Annotated in this window: 17 protein-coding genes and 1 pseudogene; 7 read left to right on the top strand and 11 right to left on the bottom strand. The window is 73.5% G+C overall.

Features of this window, described 5'->3' with window-relative positions:
* Positions 1 to 13 precede the first annotated feature (13 nt).
* Positions 14 to 1,684, bottom strand: coding sequence for a catalase (locus QSK21_RS02645; protein ID WP_285693409.1), 1,671 nt, complete (start codon positions 1,682 to 1,684; stop codon positions 14 to 16).
* 368 nt (positions 1,685 to 2,052) lie between these two features.
* Between QSK21_RS02645 and QSK21_RS02640 the strand changes: the two genes are divergently transcribed.
* Both QSK21_RS02640 and QSK21_RS02635 read left to right on the top strand, forming a co-directional pair.
* Positions 2,053 to 2,967: a Sco1979 family transcriptional regulator gene (locus tag QSK21_RS02640; protein WP_285693408.1), complete on the top strand. Its 915-nt coding sequence runs from the start codon at positions 2,053 to 2,055 to the stop codon at positions 2,965 to 2,967.
* A gap of 98 nt (positions 2,968 to 3,065) precedes the next feature.
* Positions 3,066 to 3,776 (top strand): annotated as a pseudogene (locus QSK21_RS02635) (helix-turn-helix transcriptional regulator); the annotation flags it as partial.
* Positions 3,777 to 3,922: 146 nt separating this feature from the next.
* On the opposite strand, the gene QSK21_RS02630 reads toward QSK21_RS02635, so the two are convergent.
* Positions 3,923 to 4,981, bottom strand: a complete 1,059-nt coding sequence (locus QSK21_RS02630; protein ID WP_285693407.1) for an amidohydrolase family protein — start codon at positions 4,979 to 4,981, stop codon at positions 3,923 to 3,925.
* Between the two features lie 97 nt (positions 4,982 to 5,078).
* Here QSK21_RS02630 and QSK21_RS02625 point away from each other — a divergent pair, with 97 nt between their 5' ends.
* On the top strand, positions 5,079 to 5,549 hold the full coding sequence (locus tag QSK21_RS02625) for a MarR family winged helix-turn-helix transcriptional regulator (RefSeq protein WP_285693406.1): 471 nt from the start codon (positions 5,079 to 5,081) through the stop codon (positions 5,547 to 5,549).
* 11 nt (positions 5,550 to 5,560) lie between these two features.
* Here the strand turns inward: QSK21_RS02625 and QSK21_RS02620 are convergent, their stop codons facing one another.
* From QSK21_RS02620 to QSK21_RS02605, 4 genes are all read right to left on the bottom strand, one after another.
* Entirely contained in the window at positions 5,561 to 6,355 is a 795-nt protein-coding gene (locus QSK21_RS02620) for an XdhC family protein (RefSeq protein ID WP_285693404.1), read from the bottom strand.
* On the bottom strand, positions 6,352 to 8,736 hold the full coding sequence (locus tag QSK21_RS02615; protein WP_285693403.1) for an aerobic carbon-monoxide dehydrogenase large subunit: 2,385 nt from the start codon (positions 8,734 to 8,736) through the stop codon (positions 6,352 to 6,354). The genes QSK21_RS02620 and QSK21_RS02615 overlap by 4 nt, the downstream gene beginning before the upstream one ends.
* Before the next feature lie 210 nt (positions 8,737 to 8,946).
* Positions 8,947 to 9,453 (bottom strand): (2Fe-2S)-binding protein, encoded by a 507-nt coding sequence (locus tag QSK21_RS02610; protein WP_285693401.1) that lies wholly within the window; start codon positions 9,451 to 9,453, stop codon positions 8,947 to 8,949.
* Positions 9,450 to 10,319, bottom strand: a complete 870-nt coding sequence (locus tag QSK21_RS02605; RefSeq protein WP_285693399.1) for an FAD binding domain-containing protein — start codon at positions 10,317 to 10,319, stop codon at positions 9,450 to 9,452. The genes QSK21_RS02610 and QSK21_RS02605 overlap by 4 nt, the downstream gene beginning before the upstream one ends.
* Positions 10,320 to 10,466: 147 nt before the next feature.
* On the opposite strand from QSK21_RS02605, the gene QSK21_RS02600 reads away from it, so the two are divergent.
* Positions 10,467 to 11,414: a LysR family transcriptional regulator gene (locus QSK21_RS02600; protein ID WP_285693397.1), complete on the top strand. Its 948-nt coding sequence runs from the start codon at positions 10,467 to 10,469 to the stop codon at positions 11,412 to 11,414.
* Here QSK21_RS02600 and QSK21_RS02595 read toward each other — a convergent pair.
* The 3 genes from QSK21_RS02595 to QSK21_RS02585 all read right to left on the bottom strand — a co-directional run bounded on the left by QSK21_RS02595 (position 11,397) and on the right by QSK21_RS02585 (position 17,325).
* Positions 11,397 to 14,612 carry an ATP-binding protein gene (locus tag QSK21_RS02595; RefSeq protein ID WP_285693395.1) on the bottom strand — a complete coding sequence of 1,072 codons (3,216 nt, stop codon included), beginning with the start codon at positions 14,610 to 14,612 and terminating at the stop codon, positions 11,397 to 11,399. The two genes, QSK21_RS02600 and QSK21_RS02595, sit on opposite strands and share 18 nt — an antisense overlap.
* 98 nt (positions 14,613 to 14,710) lie before the next feature.
* The gene (locus QSK21_RS02590; RefSeq protein ID WP_285693393.1) at positions 14,711 to 16,012 is read right to left on the bottom strand and encodes an oxygenase MpaB family protein; all 1,302 of its coding nucleotides are present in this window, start codon (positions 16,010 to 16,012) and stop codon (positions 14,711 to 14,713) included.
* Positions 16,009 to 17,325 (bottom strand): hypothetical protein, encoded by a 1,317-nt coding sequence (locus tag QSK21_RS02585; RefSeq protein ID WP_285693391.1) that lies wholly within the window; start codon positions 17,323 to 17,325, stop codon positions 16,009 to 16,011. The genes QSK21_RS02590 and QSK21_RS02585 overlap by 4 nt, the downstream gene beginning before the upstream one ends.
* A 181-nt stretch (positions 17,326 to 17,506) precedes the next feature.
* Between QSK21_RS02585 and QSK21_RS02580 the strand changes: the two genes are divergently transcribed.
* A complete protein-coding gene (locus tag QSK21_RS02580; RefSeq protein WP_285693388.1) occupies positions 17,507 to 18,358 on the top strand; it encodes a glycosyltransferase in 852 nt (283 codons plus the stop codon).
* Positions 18,359 to 18,419: 61 nt separating this feature from the next.
* On the opposite strand, the gene QSK21_RS02575 is transcribed toward QSK21_RS02580, so the two are convergent.
* Positions 18,420 to 19,097, bottom strand: a complete 678-nt coding sequence (locus QSK21_RS02575) for a TetR/AcrR family transcriptional regulator (RefSeq protein ID WP_285693386.1) — start codon at positions 19,095 to 19,097, stop codon at positions 18,420 to 18,422.
* 240 nt (positions 19,098 to 19,337) lie between these two features.
* Here QSK21_RS02575 and QSK21_RS02570 point away from each other — a divergent pair, with 240 nt between their 5' ends.
* A complete protein-coding gene (locus QSK21_RS02570) occupies positions 19,338 to 19,961 on the top strand; it encodes a PucR family transcriptional regulator (protein ID WP_285693384.1) in 624 nt (207 codons plus the stop codon).
* A gap of 9 nt (positions 19,962 to 19,970) precedes the next feature.
* Positions 19,971 to 20,546, top strand: a complete 576-nt coding sequence (locus QSK21_RS02565; protein ID WP_285693379.1) for a flavin reductase family protein — start codon at positions 19,971 to 19,973, stop codon at positions 20,544 to 20,546.
* Positions 20,547 to 20,952: 406 nt separating this feature from the next.
* On the opposite strand, the gene QSK21_RS02560 is transcribed toward QSK21_RS02565, so the two are convergent.
* Complete coding sequence (locus QSK21_RS02560) at positions 20,953 to 22,149, bottom strand: L,D-transpeptidase (RefSeq protein ID WP_285693377.1); 1,197 nt, start codon at positions 22,147 to 22,149, stop codon at positions 20,953 to 20,955.
* Between the last annotated feature and the right edge of the window lie 64 nt (positions 22,150 to 22,213).

Here is a 22,213-nt window from a genome sequence, read left to right as displayed (position 1 = left end):
TGCCAGGTCCCCGCTAGGGCCGTCCGGTGAAGTGGTGGACGGCCCGCTCGTTGGGGACGCAATGGGTCATCCGCAGGCCCGTCACGTCGCGGGGACCGTTCTTCCCCAGGTTCGCCAGGCGTTTGCGGTCCTCGGGGGTGAGGCTCTGGCCCTTCAGCGGTTTGAGGTGCGCCACGTCCGCGGGGCCGATGCCCAGGCCCTCGCCGACGCGCAGACCCAGGTCGTTCTCGACCATCAGGAGATGCCAGACCATCCGTTCCTGGATGGGCCGGTCGCACTGCGACAGGTTCGTGACGAGGTTGTGCACCAGGTCGTCCCGTTCCCAGTCCTGCATGAGGCAGTACCGCTGGCCCGCCTGCGCGTAGTCGTTGGCGCGCGGGATGCGCTTGCGGGTGAGCCGCCCCTGGATCGTCGGGCCCTGCTCGTCATGGACGGGGTACTGTGCCTCGCGCAGCCCGCCGGTGATGGACGGCTCGTAGTTGACGTGCGGGTTCTCCCCCGCTTCGTCGACGTAGTAGGTCATCTGCCCGTCGCGCTGGTTGGTGCGGACCCTGGCCTCCTTGGCCTGGTTGACCGGAAGCTGCAGGTAGTTGGGGCCCACCCGGTGGCGCTGGGTGTCGCTGTAGGAGAAGGTCCGTCCGACCAGCATCCTGTCGTCGGAGAAGTCCAGGCCGTCGACCAGCACGCCGGTTCCGAAGGAGATCTGCTCGTTCTCGGCGAAGTGGTTCCCGACGTTGCGGTTCAGGACCATCCGGCCCACGGGACGGGGCGGGAACTGCTCCTCGGGCCACACCTTGGTGTCGTCCAGCGGGTCGAAGTCCAGCTCCGGGTGCTCGTCGTCGCTCATCATCTGGACGAGCAGCTCCCACTCCGGGTAGTCGCCCCGGTCGATGGCGTCGCGCAGGTCCTTGGTGGCGTGCCCGAGGTCGCCCGCCTGGACGGCGGCGGCGTCGGCCTCGGTCATGCTGCGCACCCCCGCCTTGGGCTGCCAGTGGTACTTGACCAGGACGGTGTCGCCCTGCTCGTTCACCCACTTGTAGGTGTTGACCCCGAAGCCCTGCTGGTGCCGGTAGTCGGCGGGGATGCCGCGCGGGCTGAACAGGTTGACCAGCATGTGCATGGACTCGGGCGTCTGCGACAGGAAGTCGAAGATCCGGTTGGGCTCCTGCCGGAAGGTCACCGGGTCGGGCTTGAGCGCGTGGATCAGATCCGGGAACTTGATCGCGTCCCGGATGAAGAACACCCCGAGGTTGTTGCCGACCAGGTCCCAGTTGCCGTCCTCGGTGTAGAACTTGACCGCGAAGCCGCGCGGGTCGCGGGCGCACTCGGAGGAGTCGCGGCCGCCGATCACCGTGGAGAACCGCACCGCGACCGGTGTCCGCGCGCCCCGCCGCTGGAACAGCCCGGCCCTGGTGAAACCGGCGATGGGCTCGGCGCCCCAGGACCCGTACGCCTCGAAGTACCCGTAGCTGGTGGTGCCGCGGGCGTGCACGACCCGTTCGGGGATCCGCTCCCGGTCGAAGTGGCTGATCTTCTCGAGGAACTGGTAGTTCTCCAGCGTCGCCGGGCCGCGCGCCCCGACGGTGCGCTGGTTCTGGTTGTCGTACACCCGGTGGCCCTGGCGGTTGGTCAGTTCGGCGCGCCGGTCCCCCTCCTCGGGCCCCAGATGCGCAATATCGGTCATGCCGCGATCCCCCCTCGTCAGCCCCGACGCGCCGCTCCTACCCGGGCCGTCCCGCCCCCTCCCTCCCGGAGGTCACATATCGCCGTCAAGAAACGTCCCGGACCGGCGGACGGTGACCTTGCGCTCACGCCCCGTGCGGATCGGCTCCCGGGGGCCGGTTCCGGACGGGGAAACGTGAGCGTTCCTCCTGTTCAGCGGCCCCGCGAGGACCCATGATGGGTCCATAGAGGCCGGGCCGTGGCCCCCGTGCGGCCCGGCCTTCCCCCGTTTCACCGGACAAACCGCACACCTTCCGGGGGCCGTGGCGTTACGGTGGGTGCCGGAAGCCGCGTATGACGAGCGCCCGGACGAGGGCGCGGGGGGACGGAGTGAAGGCACTTCAGCCGGACGACCATCCGGAACCGGGAGGCCGCGCGCGCGATCTCCCCAGCGGCGGGCCCACCGTCCTGCGCATCCTGCTCGGCGGTCAGCTGCGCCGGCTGCGCGAGGCCAAGGGCATCTCGCCCAAGGACGCCGGGAACGCGATACGCGCCTCCGCGTCCAAGATCAGCAGACTGGAGCTCGGCCGGGTCGGCTTCAAGGAGCGCGACGTCGCCGACCTGCTCACCCTGTACGGGGTGACGGCGGCCGACGAGCGCGAGCCCCTGCTGGAACTGGCCGAGCAGGCCAACCGCCCGGGCTGGTGGCACCGCTTCAGCGACATCCTGCCGCCCTGGTTCGAGGTCTACATCGGGCTGGAGGAGGCGGCGTCCACGCTGCGCGTCCACGAGACCCGGTGCGTGCCCGAACTGCTGCAGACCGAGGACTACGCCAGAGCCGCGCTGGAGGTCAGCCGCCCCATGGCCCCCGCGCAGGAGATCGAGCGCCGGGTCAGCGTCCTGATGCGGCGGCAGCGGATCCTGAGCCGTCCCGAGCCGCCCCAGCTGTGGGCGGTGGTGGACGAGGCGGCGCTGCGCCGCCGGGTCGGCGGAACGGCGGTCATGCGGGAGCAGATCGCGGCGCTGCTCGCCGCGGCCCGGTCACCGGCCATCACCATCCAGGTGATGCCACCGCGGCACAGCGCGATGGCGGCGCTCGCCGGCTCGTTCTCGCTGCTGCGGTTCGCCGAGCCCAGCCTGCCCGACGTGGTCTACATGGAGCAGCTGACCAGCGCGCTGTACCTGGACAAGCCCGCCGACCTGGCCGCCTACAAGGCGCACCTGGACTGGCTCTCGGTCAACGCCGGCCCACCGGAGACCGCCGAGTCCCTGCTCGCCGGTCTGCTGGACGAGCTCGGCGGCTGACACCCCGACCGGAAGCCGCCGGGTCACCAGGGGTAGGTGCCGCCGTTCTCGTTGAGGAATACGCCCGTCGGGGCGGGCCGGCGCGGCAGTCTGGAGGGGTGGACGAGGTGAACCGGCGGGAACTGGCCGCCTTCCTGAGGAAGCGCAGGGCCGGGGTGCGTCCCGCCGATGTGGGGCTTGAGGCGGGGCCGAGGCGGCGCACGCCCGGGTTGCGGCGGCAGGAGGTCGCGCAGCTTGCCGGGATGTCGGTGGAGTACTACATCCGGCTGGAGCAGGCGCGCGGTCCCAGGCCGTCCCGCCAGATCCTCGGCGCGGTCGGCCGGGCGCTGCGGCTGTCGGACGACGAGCGCGACCACCTGTACCGCCTGGCCGGTGCGGCGCCGGAGCCGCCGCCCGGACCGGTGCGGGAGGTGCGGTCGAGCGTCCTGCGGATGCTCGACCGCCTCGACGACACGCCCGCGCTGGTCTGCGACGCCGTCCTGAACGTGCTGGCGTGGAACGCGATGGCGGGCCTCCTGCTGGGCGGGTTCCTCGAGCCGGGGGACGAGCGGAACGTCGCCGTGCGGTTCTTCACCGACCCGGAATCCCGCGCACGGTTCGACCCGGAAGGCGCGCACTCCTTCGCCCGCGAGGCGGTGGCCGACCTGCGTACCGCGTCGGCTCGCTACCCACGGGACGCGGGCGTGCGCGCCCTCATCGAGCGGCTGCTCACGGAGAGCGCCGAGTTCCGCACTTTGTGGGACGAGCAGGACGTTCAGACGAGCCGCACCACCCGCAAGCGCATCCACCACCCGCTCGTGGGATGGCTCGATCTGGACTGCGACGCCCTCCACGACCCGCAACGCGACCAGTGGGTCGTCTTCTACACCGGCCCCCGGCAGCCCGGCCCACGAGGCGCTGCGCCTCCTCAAGGTCGTCGGCTCCCAGGATCTGGCCGCCGGACGCTGAGCACCGTTCACCGGCCGACCCGTGCCGCCAGGCGCGGCAGGAGGCGCAGCGCGTTGTCGCGGCCGATGGCCCGGTGCTCGCGGTCGCCCAGTCCCGGGTCGCGGTCGAAGTCGCGCGTGTTGACGCGGACCTCCCCGGCGGTGTTGGCGGGCCAGTCGGTCCCGAACAGCACCCGGCCGGCGCCGACCGCGTTCAGCAGGGACGGCGTCGCGTACGGCGACATCGGCAGGGCGGTGTCGTAGAAGAAGCGCCGCAGCGCGTACCGGATCTTCGCGGGGTCGGGGCCGCCGTCCTCCCTCCCCCAGCCCTCGGCGCGGCCGACGATGTACGGCAGGAACCCGCCGGCGTGGGACAGGATGACGGACACCCGGCGGTACCGTTCCAGCGTTCCGGCGGCGATGAGGCTGAGCGCGGTCCGCGTGGTGTCCAGCAGGAAGTCGCCGATGTAGTCCTCGACCCCGGGGACCGTGACGATGCCCTTGGGCGCGAACGGATGGGTGAACACGACCGCTCCGCGCCGGTCGAGCTCGGCGAACAGCGGGTCGAACATCGGGTCGCCGAGGTAGCGGCCGTCGGCCGAGGTGTTGAGGAGCACCCCGTCGGCGCCCAGTTCGTCGAACGCGTACGCGATCTGCTTCAGCGCGAGGTCGGGGTGGAGCATCGCGACGTTGGCGAAGAAGCCGAACCGGGTGGGGTGGGACCGTACCAGCCCGGCCATCGACTCGTTGCAGATCCGGACGCCGGAGGCGGCGACGGCCCGATCCTGGAACACCTCGGCCGGGATCGGTGCGGACGCGACGCCGGCGGCGATGCCGTTGGCCTTCATGGTGTCGAGCGTGGCGTTCAGGCTCCAGTCGGCCCAGGACGGCCCGCCGCCGGGCGGGATCAGTCCCTGCCGCTCCGCCCACTCGCGCATCTCGCGCGGGACGGCATGGTGATGGACGTCGATCCTGCCTCGCGCGGGCGGGCGGGCGGTGCCGGCCGTCACGGGGACGGCCGGCACGGTCGCCGCGACGGCGGTCAGGCCGGACGCCGCGAGGGCGCGCCGGCGGGTCATTCCGGGCATGGAGGTCTCCCCTGGTCTGGTCGGGCCACCGTACGGATTTAGTCAGTGCCGAGACAGTCTCAGATGAGACTATATCAAAAGGGCCTAAGATGGGCCCATGCTCGACGACCTGCTCGAACGGTTCCTGTCCGAGACCGGCGACCCCGCCTCCCGGCACGTCGGGCTCGGCATGCTCCTCGCCAGGGCCCACAACACCAGCCGGGGGGCGATGAACCAGGCGCTGCGCCCGCTGGGGATCGACGTGCGCGGGTACGCCATGCTGCTCGCCCTGCGGACCTACGGGCCGTCGAGCCAGCGGCGCCTCATCGACCTGACCGGCATCGACAAGTCCACGATGGTCCGGCTCATCGACGAGCTGGAGCACGCCGGCCTCGTCCGGCGGGAGCGCACGCCCCAGGACCGGCGGGCGTACTCGGTCACGCCGACCCCCGAAGGCGAGCGCGTCCTCGCGGAGGCCCGGGAGATCGCCGCCGACGTGGGAGGGCGGATCTTCGGCCGCTTCCGCCCGGACGAACGCGACCAGCTCGCCGCCCTCCTCCGCCGGCTTTTGGAGCCACCGGCCGGCTGACCGGCACGCGCTCAGTGGCAGTGGTGATGTGACTCCTCGTGCCGGGCCTCCTCGTGCCGCGCCTCCTGGGCGGCATGCCGGGTCTCGTGGACGGCCCGGCGCGCCGCACGGGGCCGCAGCGAGAGGATCTCGGCCAGCAGGGACAGGGCTATCTCGGGCGCGGTCCGGGCGCCGATGTCCAAGCCCGCGGGGCTGTGGACGCGGTCGCCGCCCTCGATGGACGCCGTCACGGCCGCGCCCCGTTTCCGGCTCGCGATGAGGCCGATGTACGGGATGCCGGCGTCGAGGGCCGCGCGGAGGATGGCCTCCTCGTTGTGGCCGTGGGTGGCGACGACCAGGGCGGCGGCGTCCCCGATGACGGGTGCGTCCAGGTCCGCGGTGGGACGCAGGTCGTAGCCGGCGGCGGTGCCGACGTCGGCCAGGGCGCGGGCGATCGGGCCGTCACCGTAGACCTGGATCAGCGCGGGCGGGATCACGGCCTCCAGGAACAGGTCCAGCGTGCCGCCGGACAGGCACGGGTTGCTGACCGTGACCAGGCCCTCCGACGCGTCCGCGCCCTCGTCCGCGCCGGGGGTGATGCGCAGCAGGGTGGACTCCCCGGAGTCGAGGAGGGCCAGCGCCTGGGCGCGTACGGTCGAGGCCGCGCACGACCCCCCGACGAAACCCTCAAGGGTCCCGTCGGGGAGGACGAGCGCGCGGTCGCCGGTCTTGGCGCTGGTGGGACGTTCCGCGCGCACCACCGTGGCCAGGACGAACGGGGTCCGTTCGCTGCGCAGCCGTTCGGCTCGGCCGAGCTGGTCCATCATGGGATCGCCAGGTCCGTCCGGAACGGGTTCCCCCGCATGACGCGCCAGACGTTGGCCGGGGTGAGCGGCATGTCGGCGTGCCGTACGCCGTAGGGCTTGAGCGCATCCACGACGGCGTTGACGATGGCGGCGGGCGAGCCGACCGTGGCGGACTCGCCGACGCCCTTGGCGCCCAGCGGGTGGTGCGGGGACGGCGTGACCGTCTCCCCCAGCTCCCAGGACGGGCACTCCATCGACGTCGGCAGCAGGTAGTCCATGAACGAGGCGCCCAGGTGGTTGCCGTCCTCGTCGAACGCCATGACCTGCATCAGCGCCATCCCGACCCCGTCGGCGAGCCCGCCGTGCACCTGGCCCTCGACGATCATCGGGTTGATGCGGACGCCGCAGTCGTCCACCGCGATGAACCGGCGGACGGTGACCTTGCCGGTGCCCGGGTCCACGTCCACGACCGCGATGTACGCGCCGAACGGGTAGGTGAGGTTCGGCGGGTTGTAGACGGTGGTGGCGTCCAGATGGCCCTCCACGCCCTCCGGCAGCTCGACGCTGCCGTGCGCGGCCATCGCGATCTCCTGCATGGTCGCGCCGGACGCGGGGTCGCCGCGGACCTGCCAGCGTCCCGGCGCCCATTCCAGGTCCTCGGGATCGGCCTCCAGCATCGCCCCGGCGACGATCCTGGCCCGCTCGCGCACCTTGCGGGCCACGACGGCGGTGGCGGCGCCGGACACCGGCGTCGACCGGGACCCGTAGGTGCCCAGCCCGAACGGGGTCTGGTCGGTGTCGCCGTGCACCACCTCGACGTCGTCCACCGGGATCCCGAGCTCCTCGGCGACGATCTGCGCGAACGTCGTCTCGTGGCCCTGCCCCTGGGTCTGGACGGAGATGCGCAGGACGGCCTTGCCGGTGGGATGGATCCTCAGCTCGGCGCCGTCGGCCATGCCGAGCCCGAGGATGTCCATGTGCTTGCGCGGGCCCGCGCCGACCGCCTCGGTGAAGAAGCTGATCCCGATGCCCATCAGCGGCCCGTCGCCGGCGCGGCGGCGTTCGGCCTGCTCCTCGCGCAGCCTCTCGTACCCGGCGATGTCCATGGCGTGCCGCAGCGTGGCCGGGTAGTCGCCCGAGTCGTACTCCCAGCCGGTGGCCGAGGAGTACGGGAACTGCTCGGGGCGCAGCAGGTTGCGCATCCGCAGTTCGGCCGGGTCCATGTCCAGCTCGCCGGCCAATACGTCGATCATCCGCTCGACCAGGTACGCGGCCTCGGTGATGCGGAACGAGCAGGCGTAGGCGACGCCGCCGGGCGCCTTGTTGGTGTAGACGCCGGTGACCGCGCAGTGCGCGGCCTCGATGTCGTACGAGCCGGTGAACACGTGGAAGAACCCGGCGGGGAACTTGGTGGGCTGCGCGGTGCCGTTGAACGCGCCGTGGTCGGCCAGCACCTTCACCCGGATCCCGCGGATCCGGCCGTCACGGGTCGCGGCGATCTCGCCGCGCATGTGGTAGTCCCGCGCGAAGGACGTGGTCATCAGGTTCTCCGACCGGTCCTCCATCCACTTGACGGGACGCTTGGCGACGATGGACCCGACGATCGCGCAGACATAGCCGGGGTAGATGCCGACCTTGTTGCCGAAGCCGCCGCCGATGTCCGGCGACACCACTCGGATCTTGTGCTCGGGCAGCCCGGCGACCAGCGCGTACACGGTGCGGTGCGCGTGCGGCGCCTGGGTGGTGGTGTACACGGTGAGCTTGCCGGTCACCGGGTCCATGTCGGCGACGATCCCGCAGGTCTCCAGCGGCGCGGGGTGCACGCGGGGGTACAGCACGTCCTGCTCGACGACCACGTCCGCGCTCGCGAAGACCGCGTCGGTGGCGGCGGCGTCCCCCGCCTCCCAGTCGAAGATGTGGTTGTCGGTGCGGCCCTCGACGTCGTCGCGGATCACCGGGGCGTCCGGGTCCAGGGCCGTGCGCGCGTCGACGACCGGGGGCAGCGGCTCGTAGTCGACGTCGATCAGCTCCAGCGCGTCGCGCGCCGCGTAGTGGCTCTCGGCGACGACGAACGCGACCTCCTGGCCCTGGAAGCGCACCTTGTCGGTGGCCAGGACGGCCTGCACGTCCGCCGACAGCGTCGGCATCCACGCCAGGTTCAGCCCGGCCAGCGTCTCCCCGGTGATCACCGCGCGCACCTGGGGATGCGCCTCGGCGGCCGAGGTGTCGATGGACACCAGGCGGGCGTGCGCGTGCGGGCTGCGCAGGACGGCCCCGTACAGCATGCCCGGCAGCCTGATGTCGTCGACGTAGTTGCCCTTGCCGCGGATGAACCGGGCGTCCTCCTTGCGCGGCACGCGCCCGAACCCGTGATGCCGCGGCCTTTCCTGTGTCTCGGTCATGGCGCCGCCTTGTCTGGACTGAGGAGTGAGGAACGAACGACGAGGGAAGACAAGGCGCCACAGCGCCAAGACCCGGAGCGGCGAAGCCGCGACCATGAACACGTCATGGCGCCGCCTTGTCTGGACTGAGGAGAGAGGAACGAACGACGAAGGAAGACAAGGCGCCACAGCGCCAAGACCCCGAGCGGCGAAGCCGCGACCATAAGCACGTCATGGCGCCGCCTTGTCCGGGCTGAGGGCCGCTCCCTCGGTTTCCGCGGCCGGGTGTTCCGCCGCCCAGCGGACGGCGCGGACGATGTTCTCGTAGCCGGTGCACCGGCAGATCTGCCCGGACAGCGCTTCGCGGATCTCGGGCTCGGACGGGTCGGGGCGGTGGTCCAGCAGCCACCGGGCCGTCATCATCATGCCCGGCGTGCAGAACCCGCACTGGAGGCCGTGGCACTCGCTGAACCCCTGCTGCACCGGGTCGAGGACGCCGTCGCGTTCCAGGCCCTCGACGGTGCGGACCTGTTTGCCGGACGCCATCACCGCCAGCACCGTGCAGGACTTGACCGGCACCTCGTCCAGCCAGACCACGCAGGCGCCGCAGTTGGAGGTGTCGCAGCCCCAGTGCGTGCCGGTGAGCCCCAGCTCGTCCCGCAAGAAGTGGACCAGCAGCAGGCGCGGCTCCACGTCGCGTGTGTACGCCTGCCCGTTCACGGTCACCGTGATGTTCATACGCGGCACCTCTCGTAGGCGCGGCGGAGCGCGCGGATGGTCAGTTCGCCGGCCAGGTGCCGCTTGTAGTCGGCGGGGCCGCGCTGGTCGGACGACGGGGAGCAGTGCTCGGCGGCGAGCCGCCCCGCCTCGGCGAAGGCCGCGTCGGACGGCTCGGCGCCGCGCAGCGCGTCCTCGGCCTCGGCGGCGACGAAGTGCTCGGCGCCGACGGCGGTGAGCCCGATCCCGGCCTCGGCGATCCGGCCGTCCGCGTCCAGGCGGAGCGCGGCGCCGGCGGCGGCCAGCGGCCAGTCGCCGACGCGCCGCTCGACCTTCTCGTACGCGCTCGAACCTCCGGGGCGGATCGGGACGCGCAGCTCGGTCAGCAGCTCGCCGGGTTCGACGACCGTCTCGTACGGGCCGACGTGGAACTCGCGGACCGGCACGGTCCGCTCGCCTCCCGGGCCGCGGATCACCGCCAGGGCGCGCAGGGCGGCGAACGCGGCGGACAGGTCCTCGGACGGGTCGGCCTGGCACAGCGAGCCGCCCACGGTGCCGCGGTTGCGCACCACCGGGTCGGCGATCACCCGCTCGGCGTCGTGCAGGATCGGGAAGTGCTCGCCCGCCACCGCCGAGTCCAGCAGCTCCGCGTGCCGGACGAGGGCCCCGACGCACAGCATGTCGCCGTCGATCCTGATGGAGGACAGCTCCTCCACGTCGTTGATGTCGATGAGCGCCTCGGGCTCGGCCAGGCGCAGCTTCATCATCGGGATCAGGCTGTGCCCGCCCGCGACGACGCGCGCCTCGGGGCCGTGCCGGGCGAGCAGGGCCAGCGCCTCCTCCACGCTCGTCGCGCGTTCGTACTCGAACCTTGCCGGTACCTGCATGGCGCCCCCTCAGGGGTGGACGGGGTCGGGACGGGCATGCCCGGGCCGTGGCAACGTGGCCGGATTGTCATCCCGGGCCGGAGGCGGCCACAACCGGCGAATAACCGATCCCTTAACCCGCCGGCCGGAACGGGACAGACTGGGCGCATGACCCTCACCCAGCTCGGCGCGTTCGTGCTCGTCGCCAGGCTCGGGTCGGTGAAGGAGGCGGCGCGCGCGCTGGGCGTGAGCGAGCCCGCGGTGTCGCAGGCGCTGACCGCGCTGCGGCAGCACCTGGGCGACCCGCTGATCGAACGCGGCCCCGGCGGGATGGCGCTCACCCCGGGAGGCGCGCGGCTCCTGCCGGTCGCCTCCCAAATGGTGGCGCTCGGCGCGGAGGCCGAGGGGGCGGTGCGGGCCGCGCGGGGCGCGCCGGAGACGCTGCGGGTGGTGGCGACGGCGGCGATCGCCGAGTTCGTCGCCACCCCCCTGCTGGAGACGTTCACCAGGCGCTCGGCGCGGGAGGTGGACGGCAGCGCGGGCGTGGTGGCCGGCAAGGAGGTGCCGGTGCTGCTGCACAGCCGGTTGGCGGACGTGGCGCTCGGCCCCGACCTGGGGGACGAGCCGGACCTGGTCAGCGAGCCGGTGTTCCGGGCCCGGCTGGTCGCCGTGGGGCCTCCGCGCGGGAGGCCCGGCCCGCCGCCGGTGTGGCTGGTCGACCCGTCCGGCACGGACCCGTCCAGCGAGACCAGCCTGCTGCTGCGGCGCCTGAGGGTCCCCGAGGAGCGTGTCCGTGTCTACCCGAACCAGACCGCCGCGTGGGCCGCCGCCTCGGACGGCGACGGGCTGGCCGTCGCGCTGGCGCATCTGGTCGGGCATCGGGTGCAGCGCGGCGAGCTGCGGATCGTGCCCACCGCCGCGACGCCCGTGGAGATCCGGTGGCACGTCACGACGCTCGCCGCCGCGCGCAGGCCTCCGCTGGCCGGGGCGTTCCGCCGCTTCCTGGCCACCGCCGACGCCCTGCACATCATGCGGACCCCGGGGTCGGGGGTCCCGCCGTCCCGTTTCCGCCCGCCGGTGTACGTGACCCTCTGGAACTCAACGCCCGGTGCCTGACAGGCGCCGTTCCAGGAGGGCGGCGCCGCGGCCGGTCAGCAGACCGGCGGCCCGTTCGCGCAGGCCGGGCGGTGCCAGTGCCGTGCCGGGCGTACGGGCGTCCAGGTCGGCCCAGTCCAGCAGGGACTCGGCCATCAGCAGCGGCACCGAGCAGCGTTCGTGGACGGCCGCGGCCGCCTCGAAGTGCTCGGCCGCCAGCGCGGGGTTCCCGGACGCCGCGGCGAGGTGGGCCAGGTAGTGGTGGCCGCAGTGGTGCGCGACCGCGGAGTGCCCGTACGTGTCGCCGTGCGGCTCCAGCGCCTTGTAGAGGGGGTCGAGCAGGTCGTCGGCGCCCTGGCGGGACGCGGCGAGCGCCAGGTTGTCCAGGGCGGGACGTTGCGCCAGGTTGCGCGGCGGGATGACGCCGTGCTCGGCGACGATCCGGCGCAGCACCGGACCGGCCGCCTCGTCGTCCAGTTCGGTGAGGAAGCGCAGGAGGACGTGCGCCGGGTCGGGCATGCGGTCCTCGACGGCGCGGTGGACCGCGTCCCGTACCTCGCCGAGACGGCCGCGCAGCCTGCGGATCTCGCCGGTCTGCTCGGCGAAGAACGCGGGCGCCTCGTACTCCCGCCCGATCTCCAGGCCGAGCCTCAGCGCCCGCTCGGCCTCGCTCTCCGCCTCCTCGATGCGCCCGCGCATCAGCAGCAGCGAGGCCCGGGAGAAGGAGACCAGCCAGAACAGGTGCGGCTGCGCCAGCCGTCCGGCCAGCTCGCCCGCCCGGTCCAGCCAGCGGGTGACCTCCTCGGTGTCGCCGGTGTCCAGGATCCCGGAGACGCCCTGGAAGGTCGCGTGGAACAGCGCCAGGTCGTCCCCGGTCGCGCGGGCCGCCGCCAGCATCTCCTCGGTCTCGGCGCGGCGCCGTTCCGGGGTGCCCTCCGGGACGACCGTCAGGTTCCGCAGCCCCAGCACCCGCACCAGGATGCGCGGGTCACCGGCCGCCCGCGCCCAGCCCAGCGCCACATCGCTCAGGGCGAAGCGCCGCTCGCCGTCCCCTTGCCGGGGGGTGTGGGGGGTCGTCCCCCCACCGTCCCCCTGCCGGGGGGTGTGGGGGGTCGTCCCCCCACCGGGATACGCCCAGGTCAGCTCGGCGGCGAGCTGTGCGGTGAGGAGTGCCCTGGTACGCAGGTCGGCCGGGTCGACCAGGCGCAGCGCCTCCTCCAGCAGCGCGATCCTGTCCGGGTCGGTCACCGCGGTCGTGCTGAAGAAGCCGCGGTCACCGGTGGAGGCCACGGCCACGATCAGGTCGTCCCGCCCGCTCCGGCGGGCCGGTTCCACGGCGCTCTGCAGCGTCCGCCACGACCGGGAGTCTCCCGCCAGCCACATCGCCCGGCCGCACGCCGCCAGCGTCTCGGCGCGCCGCCCGGCCGAGGTGCCGGGGTCCAGGTCGAGCAGGTCCAGCAGGCCCTCGTACCAGGTCACGGCCTCGGCGTGGGCGAGCCGGGACAGCGCCTCCTCGGCGGCGCGGCCGACCGCGTCGATCGCCTGCCGCACGCGGCCGATCTCGCCGCTCGCGCGCGCGGCGCGCAGCAGATGCCCCGCCAGGACGTACGGGCGGGCCCCCAGCGTCCGCGCCTCGTGTTCGAGGAGCAGGTCGGCCACCCGCCCGTGCAGCTCCGCCGCCCGGGACTCCGGCAGCGCCGCGTACACGGCCTCGCGGGTCGGTTCGTGCGAGAACTGGAGGTTCCAGCGCGCGGTCTGGGTCACCAGCCCGGCCGCGGTCATCTCCGCGACCGCCCCGGCGAACTGGACGCCGTCGAACCCGAGCCCGGCCCGCAGCGTCTCGTGCCGCATCCGCCCACCCACGGCCAGCAGGTCCGCCACGGCGCGGGCGCGGGGCGACAGCCGGTCCAGCCGGTCGGCGACCATGCGGGCGGCCGAGTCGGCCACCGGCACCTCGTCCAGGTCGCGGCCCGCCATCAGCTCCCGCACCACCTCGGTGACCAGCAGCGCGTCGCCGCCGGTCCGGTGGTGCAGCCGGGCCGCGTCCGCCTCCGGGTCGGCGAGCCTCACGTCCGGCGCGGCGGCCAGGATCGCGGCGATCTGCGCGCGGTCGAACCTGCGGGGGCGCAGCGCGACGCGGCGGTCGAGGCCGCGCGGCCGCACCCCCTGGCCGGGACGCGCGGTGACCAGCACCAGAAGCCTGGGCGGCGACTCGTCCCAGCGCAGCGAGCGCAGGATCTCCAGGGACCCGGCCGAGGCGCGGTGCAGGTCGTCCACCACCAGCAGCACCGGGCGCACCCGCGCCAGCCGCTCGATCAGCGTCCGCGTCGCGCGGACCAGCCGGTAGCGGTCGGAGACCGGATCGTCGTCGGGCGGGACGGTCATCCCCAGCGGCGGCCCGGACAGCGCGGGCGCCAGCCTGGCCAGTTGCCGGCACTCCTCCGCCTCGGCCACCCCGGCGCGCAGCAGCCGCACCGCGGAGGTGCCCGCCAGCCGCCGGACGGCGCCCGCGATCGGCTCGTACGCCTCCCGGGCGGGGTCGTGGCAGCGCCCGGCCAGGACCGTGAAGCCGCGGCGCACCGCCTCCCGCGCGACGGCCGACAGCAGGCCGGTCTTGCCCTCGCCCCGTTCACCGGTGACGAGGACGGTACGGGTGCCGGCCTCGGCCGCCGACAGTTCCGCCCGTAACTCGGCCAGCTCCGTCTCGCGGCCGACCACGCCGGGTGGATGCCGCTCGTCCAGCCACGGGGGCAGCGGTTCGTGGTCCGCGAGGCGCGCGTCCCGCCACCGGAACTCGTGGACCCGCGGCTCGTCCAGATCGCCGAAGGGAAGGTCGGGATCCCCGAGGGCCGCCAGGCCGCGCACCTGGTCGGTGCACAGCACCTGGCCGCTGTCCGCCGTGCTCACCAGCCGCGCCGCCTCGGCCAGGGGCCTGCCACGGACGCCCTCCTCGTCCCAGGTGACATCGCCGACGCTCAAGGCGGCGCGGACCGCGACGGGCGCGGGCGCCCACCGTTTCTCACCGGCCAGTTCGCGCTCGGCGGCCAGCGCCGCGCCGAGCCCGGCGGCGACGGACTCGAACACCGCCAGCAGCCCGCCGCCCCGGCGCTGGAGGGACACCGCGCCGTACGCCGTGGCGGCCGAGCGCAGCAGCCGCTCCACGTTCGGGACCCCGGACGAGCCGACGATGTCGGCGCACAGGACGGTGGCCGTCGTCACGGCCCCCGGTTCTCGCTTGGGACTCACGCGGGCTCACACATGGCGGGTTCTGAAGGCGAAATCCAGGGGTTTCGCTGGGCTGTGTCTGCGGGCGGGGGCTAGGGGGTGTTCGCGGACAGGGCCGGGCGCCTGCCCAGGGAGCCGCGCACCGCGCGCCGCGTCCGCCGGCGTATCCGTCCGGCCCGCCGGATCCGCCAGGAGCGGGCCAGCTCCGGAGGGATCCGGAACGGCGCGCGCCCCTCGGCGAAATGGTCGGTGAACCATAGGATCGCGCACCTCCCGGCCTTGCGCATCAGCATCCGGATCACCGGGCGCACCGGGTCGGGGATCCGCTCGTGACGGCGCAGGAACCGGGCGAGGCCGAACAGCGGCACCGACCACCAGGCGGGCCGGGGCACCGCCAGCAGGCCGGGCACGCGCTCGACGCCGTCCCCCCAGTCCCGGAAGATCCAGTGGATCAGGCTGCGGGGCAGCTTGCGCCACCCCAGCGGCATGAACGACTCCATCTCGGCGAGCAGCGCCGCCATCAGCCGCCGGCCCTCCTCGCAGGTGCCGAGCGTACCGCTGAAGTACGCCATGATCTCGTCGGCGTCGGAGAGCGACAGCGGCCTCTCGCGGCAGGACGCCACGCCCATCAGGTGGCCGAAGACGCTCCAGGTGTAGAGGTTGGCCTCCTTGTCGGCCCGGGACAGCTCCACCCCGAAGCGTTCCATCGCCGTCCAGGTGACGCCGCTGAAGTCGATGAGCGTGGCCAGCAGGAGCTCCTGGTTGACCGGGGCGCCGTGACGCTCGCCGTCCCAGTCCGGGTTCCACTTCCCGGCCCGCCGGCGTTCCCGCACCAGCGCGCGGACGAACGCGTGCAGGACGCGCAGGCCCACCGCCGAGGTGTGGCCGGGCCCGCCGGGGCGGAGGGTGTCCGGGCCGCGCAGCGCCATCACGTCGACGAGCATCTGCCCGGTCTCGGCGACGCGGCGGGTCAGGTTCCGGGTGCCCAGGTCGGAGACGCCCGCCAGGACGATGGCGCTGGACTCGTGCGCGTAGGCCAGCGGGAGGCACGCGCAGTACAGCACCGCGGCCTGGTAGAGGCCGTTGTCGTGGAAGACCCGCTGGCCGCGCTCGATCTCGGCGTCGTCGCGCGCCCAGTCCGGCAGGTCCCGGTCGCCGCCCAGCTCGTCCAGGATGGAGGCGGCGTCCCGTGACGGGACGGCGGCGCCGCCGCGGGCACGGCGCCTGGCGTCCCCCAGCTCGCGGATCACGGCGCCGACGGCGGCGCGGGCGTCGCCGAGCTCGGGGTGGTCGCGCAGGTAGGCGACCGCCGCCTCGTCGACCTCGGGGTCACCGGCGTGGCGCAGCCGCTCGAACTCCTCACGCGTCCACCGCGCCGGCGTCGTCCGCGTCATGGCCGCGGCTCCGGGGCGGTCGTCCGCGCGGTGGCGTGCGCGCCGAGGTCGATCCGCGCCAGTTCCAGCGCGTCGGGGTCGTACCGGACGGGCGAGCGGTAGAAGCGGCGCACCACCCATCCGCGCAGGCCGGGCCTTCTCGCCCTGTCCTCGTAGCGGTCGATCTTCTTACGGAACCACTCGCTGCGCACCGGCTCGGGCAGCGTCCCCGCCGCCGCCTCGGCCTCCAGTTCGGCGGCCAGCGGAGGGCCGTAGGGCGGGCCGAACATCTCGGGGACGGCCAGGTAGGCGCGGAAGTAGGCGACGATGAAGCGCATCCGCTCCGGGTAGTCCAGCCAGTCGGCCACGCCGTCCTCGGCCCTGTCCGGGTCGGGGACGAACGTCTCCACCAGCTTGCGGACCTCCGCGTCCCGCACCTGCCAGGTCAGCGGCGGCGCCGCGGCACCGGGCGGCGGCTTGAGCGGCTTGCTGAGCCGGATCTCGCTGACGGGTGTGCGCAGCGTCCCCATGTAACGCGTGTAGAGGCGGGCCCACAGCGACTCCGCGACCCGGACCGGCCAGGGGACGCACTCGTGCGGCTGGGTGTAGAGCGCCAGGCGGTGGAACGGGCGCCGCGTCACCATCGCCAGCAGCGTCCGCCACGAGGCCCGCATGACCCAGCGCACGGGACGGTAGAGCACCAGCTCCAGCGCCTTCTGCGCCCGCGCCTGCTCGTACGCCGACATCGCGATGTTCGCGCCGAACACCAGCTCGGCGCGGAGCCGCGCGTCCCGCGTCCCGGCGGCACGCGTGAGGAGGGACGACACCGCGTCCAGGTACGCCTCGTCGGCGGGCGCGACCAGGTCGCTGAGGAACACCGGGCGGACCTCGACCGGCTCGCCGGGCCCGGGGCGTCGCGAGCGCACCGCCAGCGGCGCGGCGCGGCCGTCCCGCCACAGGCTCGCGGCCAGGCTGCCGGTCTCCAGGAAGATCATCCGGTTGGCCAGGGTCAGGCCGAGCTGGTAGCTGGGGCCGAGCAGCCGCAGCGTCAGCGCGCGGAACGGGCGTGCGCACCACGGCGGCAGCCCCAGCCTGGCGGCCAGGCCCGCCAGGAAGGGCGAGCCGTCGGACAGGTCGAGGCCCTCCGCGATCGCCTTGGAGCTCCAGGTCGCGAACGCGAACCAATTGGCCTCGTCCCGTCCGGCACGCGCCCCCAGGTCACGGGCGAGCAGGTGGTAGACGTGCGCGATGACCATCGCCTGCCGGGCCGGGGCTCGGTCGCGGAAGGACGCCACGCGCAGCACGTCGTCGGCGGTCACAGGATCGGTGGACATATCGCATCACCCCGTTGGCACCCCAGCACCGGAGGCTAGCGGTTCCCCTGCGCCCGCGTACATGTCATATGACACAGGAGCCCAGGCCGTCACCTCGTTCAAAGGCGGCGGGTCAGGCCACCTCGACGCGGTGTCCTGTTCCGGCCAGCGACTCTCCACCACCCCCGGGTAGCGTCCGGGAATGGACCTCTCGCGGGAACGCGCGGACGGCACCGGCGGCGCGGCGGACGCGACGCTGGAGATCGTCGTTCCATGCCGGAACGAGGCGGCGCGCCTCCCGCACGGACTGGCCGTCCTCTGCGCACGGCTGCGCACGCTTCCGGTACGATCCGCCATCCTCGTCGTCGACAACGCCAGCACCGACGCCACCGCGCGGATCGCGCGGTCATGGCCGGGGCCGATCCCGGTACGGGTGCTGCGGTGCGCGCGGCGCGGCAAGGGCGCGGCGGTGCGGGCCGGGCTGCTGGCGACCAGTGCCCCGTACGTGGGGTTCTGTGACGCCGACATGGCCACCGACGTGGCGGCGGTCGGCCCGGCGCTGGCGTTGCTGCGCGCGGGCCGTCCCGTGGTGATCGGGGCTCGGCGGCATCCCGGATCGGCCGCCGAGCCCTACCGCGACCCGATGCGCCGTGCCGGGGCCCTGGTGTTCAACCGGCTGGTCCGGGACCTGGCCGGTGGCGTCGCCGACACGCAGTGCGGGTTCAAGTTCTTCGACGGGCCGCTCGCCCGGTCCGTCGCCGCCGAACTGCGGATCACCGGGTACGTCTTCGACGCCGAGGTGCTGATGCGCTGCGTCCGGCGCGGTGCCGCGATCACCGAGCTTCCGGTGGTGTGGCGGGATGCGCCCGGTACGGCCTTCTCGCCCGCCCGCCACGCGGCGGGATGCGTCCGCGACCTGGTGCGGCTCCGCCTGTCGGCGCTGCGAAGCCGCGTTCCCGCGAGCGGTGCGGGCGTGCCGTCCACGCCGCCGCCAGAAGCAGCAGCGCTCCCGCCACCAGCGCTGCGGCGGGACCCGCGGTACGGACGAGCGTGAGCGCGTACCCGTCGGCGGTCTCCACGAGCCCGCGGCGCCACTACAGGCGCAGCTCGGTTCTTCACATATTCCGGCCGGCGGTGTCTCCCGCCGTGCCCGGGCCGGGAAGCGCGCCGTCCAGGAATACCGCGTGCGAGACGAGCCCGGCGCAGGTGCGCGCCGCGGTCTCGTCGTCCAGCAGCGACCACGGCGGCTCGTGCAGCCCTTCGAGAAGGCCGCCGATCGCGACGGCCAGGGAGGACGGGTCGAGCTCGGGACGCACCCCGGGCAGCGGCGCGAGGGCCTCCAGGACGCCGCGCAGCCGCTCCAGCAGGGCGGCCCTGATCGCCTCCTCCTGGAGGCGCAGCTCGGGATGGTCCACGCACGCCTCCGACCAGGCGCCGAGCAGTCCGGCGGCGGCGCGCCGCCGCTCCACGGCGGTACGCATCGAGCGGACCAGGGCGCCCACCGGGTCCGACAGCAGGTCGGACGGGGAGACCAACAGCTCGGCGATCTCCTCGACCCGCTGTCCCACCACGGCCTGGAGCAGGTCGCGCTTGCTGCCGAAACGCGTGTAGACGGTGCCCACCGAGACCCCGGCGTCCCTGGCGATCCGGTCGACCGAGGCGCCCCGCCAGCCGTGCGCGGAGAAGTTCTCCAGGGCCGCGCGCAGCAGCGCCGCGTGGGACCGGCGGCTGCGGTCCTGCCGCGGCTCGCCGGGTGGCGCGGTCGTGCGCCGGCCGGCCGCGCGAGAAGCCATCGCCCCCTCCAGAAAATGAACCAGAACTCAGATTTGCACAGCGATTCGGCCGGAGTCAAGGCGGCTCCGCGCCGCCCGCGCGGCGCGCACGGCGATGAGACATCGGCCACTCCCGCGTATCGCCGCACGGGCTTTCCCGCACCCTGCCGCGCGGTTTTCTCAGCCGCTCCCAAATCCGTGCCGGAAGATTCTGGGAAACCGTCTCCTAGCCCCTTACGCGGCACCCTCCTAGCTTCTCAGGTGCCCGTTCAGCGGCACGAAGAGGAGACGAGCGGTACCCGCCCGCCGGACCCCGGCGACCGGGAGCCGAGGCTCGTGCTCGGCGGCATGCCCGGCGGGATCCCGCCGCTGGTGGACCGGCTCGCCGGCGACCTCACCGCGATCACCTCGCGGGTCCCCGGCCGGGACGCCGCCGCCTATGTCGGGGTGGCCGGCCCGGCGCGGCTCACCGAGCTCGCGCGGGTGTTCCCGCTGGCCACCCGCGCCCTGGAGACGGCCGTGGCGTTCGACCTGCGCTCCCCCGTACGTCCCGAGGACCGTCCGCTGGAGCTGGCCGTGACCCATGACCGGATGATCGGCGCGATCGCCGAGCGCCGCTGCCTGGGCCCGTTCGGCGCCGCCGAGGAACGCCGCCTGATGCTGGCCGAGACGCTGTCGGCCATGGTCGAGACCGATCTGAACGTGCAGGCGACGGCCTCCCGGCTGCACGTCCACCCCAACACGGTCCGTTACCGGGTCCGCCGCTTCGAGGAGGCCACCGGCCTGCGCCTGACCCGCAGCCGCGACACCTTCCTCCTCTGGTGGGCCCTCGAACACCGCCGCATGAGGACGGCCGGGACGCGGCGCGGTCCGGGCCTGCAATAAACTCGACCGGTGACCGCAGAACCCGGGATCCCTCCGGATTCGCGCGACCGGCCCCCGCCGGCACCCGACGAGGTGCGCAGGGCGCTGGGCGCGTTCGCCAGCGGCGTCACCGTGATCACGGCGCTGCACGGCGGCGAGCCGGTGGGGTTCGCCTGCCAGTCGTTCGCCTCGGTCTCGCTGGAGCCCCCGCTGGTGCTGTTCTGCGCCGACCACCGAGGGCGCACCTGGCCGCGGATCCGGGCCGCGGGCCGCTTCTGCGTGAACGTGCTCGCCCATGACCAGGAGGACGTGGTCCGCAGGTTCGGGTCCAGCACGGGCGCGAAGTTCGACGGCCTGGAATGGGACCGTTCCCGGTGGGGCGCCCCCGCGTTACGCGGCGTGCTGACCCGCGTCCACGCGGAGGTGGCCGACGTGCACCCCGCCGGGGACCACGACGTGGTGATCGGGCGGGTGCTGGAGGTGGAGGCCCCCGGCGACCAGGAACCGATGATCTTTTTCAGGAGCGGGTTCGGGGTGGGACGGCGCGCCGCCGACGACACCGTCTCGGAGGCCGAGCTGTGGGCCTGGGGCGACCGCTGGGAGTGACCCGACCCCGCCGACGCCAGGGGCCGTGCCGTCCCGACGTCGGACGTAGGCGCTCAGGTTGAGCACGGTGCGGACGGTGCCGCCGCCCTGCGCGTAGTGGAGAAGGATGCGCACGCGCAGCCGCCCGTCCGCGTTCTCCTCCGGCGCGCGGTTCAGGGCCGCGCGCGGGTATCGCCGGCCACAGCGCCAGGCAGCGCAGTGCCCGGCGCGTGCCACGCGGTGCACGATCCGCCGCGCCCTCGCTTGCGCGCACCGCCGTAAGCCGGACCGGCGCCGTTCGCCGTGGTGGCCCGGTCCGCCACGGGCGCCCCGCTCTTCCGACGTTCCCCCGAGGTCGGCTTCCGCCCGCACGGCGGCGGGTTCCACCAGGCGGGAGGTCAGGCGGGAGATACGAGGTCACCGGCGATCAGCCGGTGGTCACGGTGCGGTCCAGGGCGCTGCCCTTGACCCAGGAGCTCCACGGCATCTGGTAGTAGCTCCACCCGTTGTTCCACTCCAGCTTCCGCTTGCTGCCCGTGATGATCACGACGTCGCCGCGGTAGGCGTACTTGTAGAACCACTGGGCGGCGGCGGGCGGCGAGTTCAGGCAGCCGTGGCTGACGTTCTGACGTCCCTGCGCCCACACCGTGGAGGCCATGGAGTGGATGTACTCGCCGCTGTTGGAGATCCGCACGGCGTGCGGGATGACCTCGCGGTAGCCGCCGTTCTTCTTGTCCTTGGGATCGACGCCCATCCACTCCGACGTCATGATCGCCGGATTCTCCTTGCCCATGGTCAGGTGGATCCCGCTGGTGGTCAGGAAGGTGTCGACGCCGTTGACCACCCGGCCGCCCTTGCCCGCGCTGATCGGCCAGGACTTGATCGTCCTGCCGTTCTCCTTCACCACGAGCCGCTTGGTCTTGGTGCTGGCGACGACGATGTGCGAGTCGCCGATCCTGAACCGCTGCGAGAAGTCGTCCACCCCGTAGGTCGACTTGCCGGACCTGACCCCGCTGAGCTTGGCGGAGAACGTCACCTGCTGGTTGGGCTGCCAGTACTTGCCGTTCTCGGTCCGGAAGATCACGGTGTTGGAGCCGACCCAGTTCCAGGCGCCGGTGGCGGGCTTGGTCGACCTCACCCGCAGCGCCTTCTCCACGGCCTTCTTGTTCTCCACCGGCCGGTTGAACGTCACCATGATCGGCATGCCCACGCCGACCGTCTCGCCCGGCCGCGGCGTGACGTCGATGATGTCCAGCTCGGCGGCCGGCTTGAGGGTGCTGAAGGTGCTGGTGACCGTGGTGGTCTTGCCCTGCGGGCTCCTGGCCACCGCGGTGACCTGGTACCGCGCTCCCGGGCGCAGCGTCCGCGACCGCCACCGGGTCTTGTCCGCCGACAGCGCGCCGGCGACCGGCTTGCCCTTGTACGTGAGGGTGACGCTCTCGATCGCGCCCCCCGCGACCGTGACCGAGACGCCCTTGTCGGGCCTCGCCTTGAGTTCGCCGTTGCCGGGTGCCACGGTCACCTGGGGCGTGCCCGCCTCGGCCTTGCCCCCGACGGTGACGCCGTCCCCGTCCTCTTCCCCTCCCGAGCAGGCGGTGGTGAGGAGCAGCACGGCCCCTGCCACCCCCGCGCCCGCCCTCAACCCTGGGGAGAACCTCCGCTGCACCGTACGACCTCCAGAAACCCCG

It is taken from the genome of Actinomadura sp. NBRC 104412 (assembly GCF_030269515.1).
Classification (GTDB): domain Bacteria; phylum Actinomycetota; class Actinomycetes; order Streptosporangiales; family Streptosporangiaceae; genus Spirillospora.
This window is presented reverse-complemented; position numbering and strand designations above follow the sequence as displayed.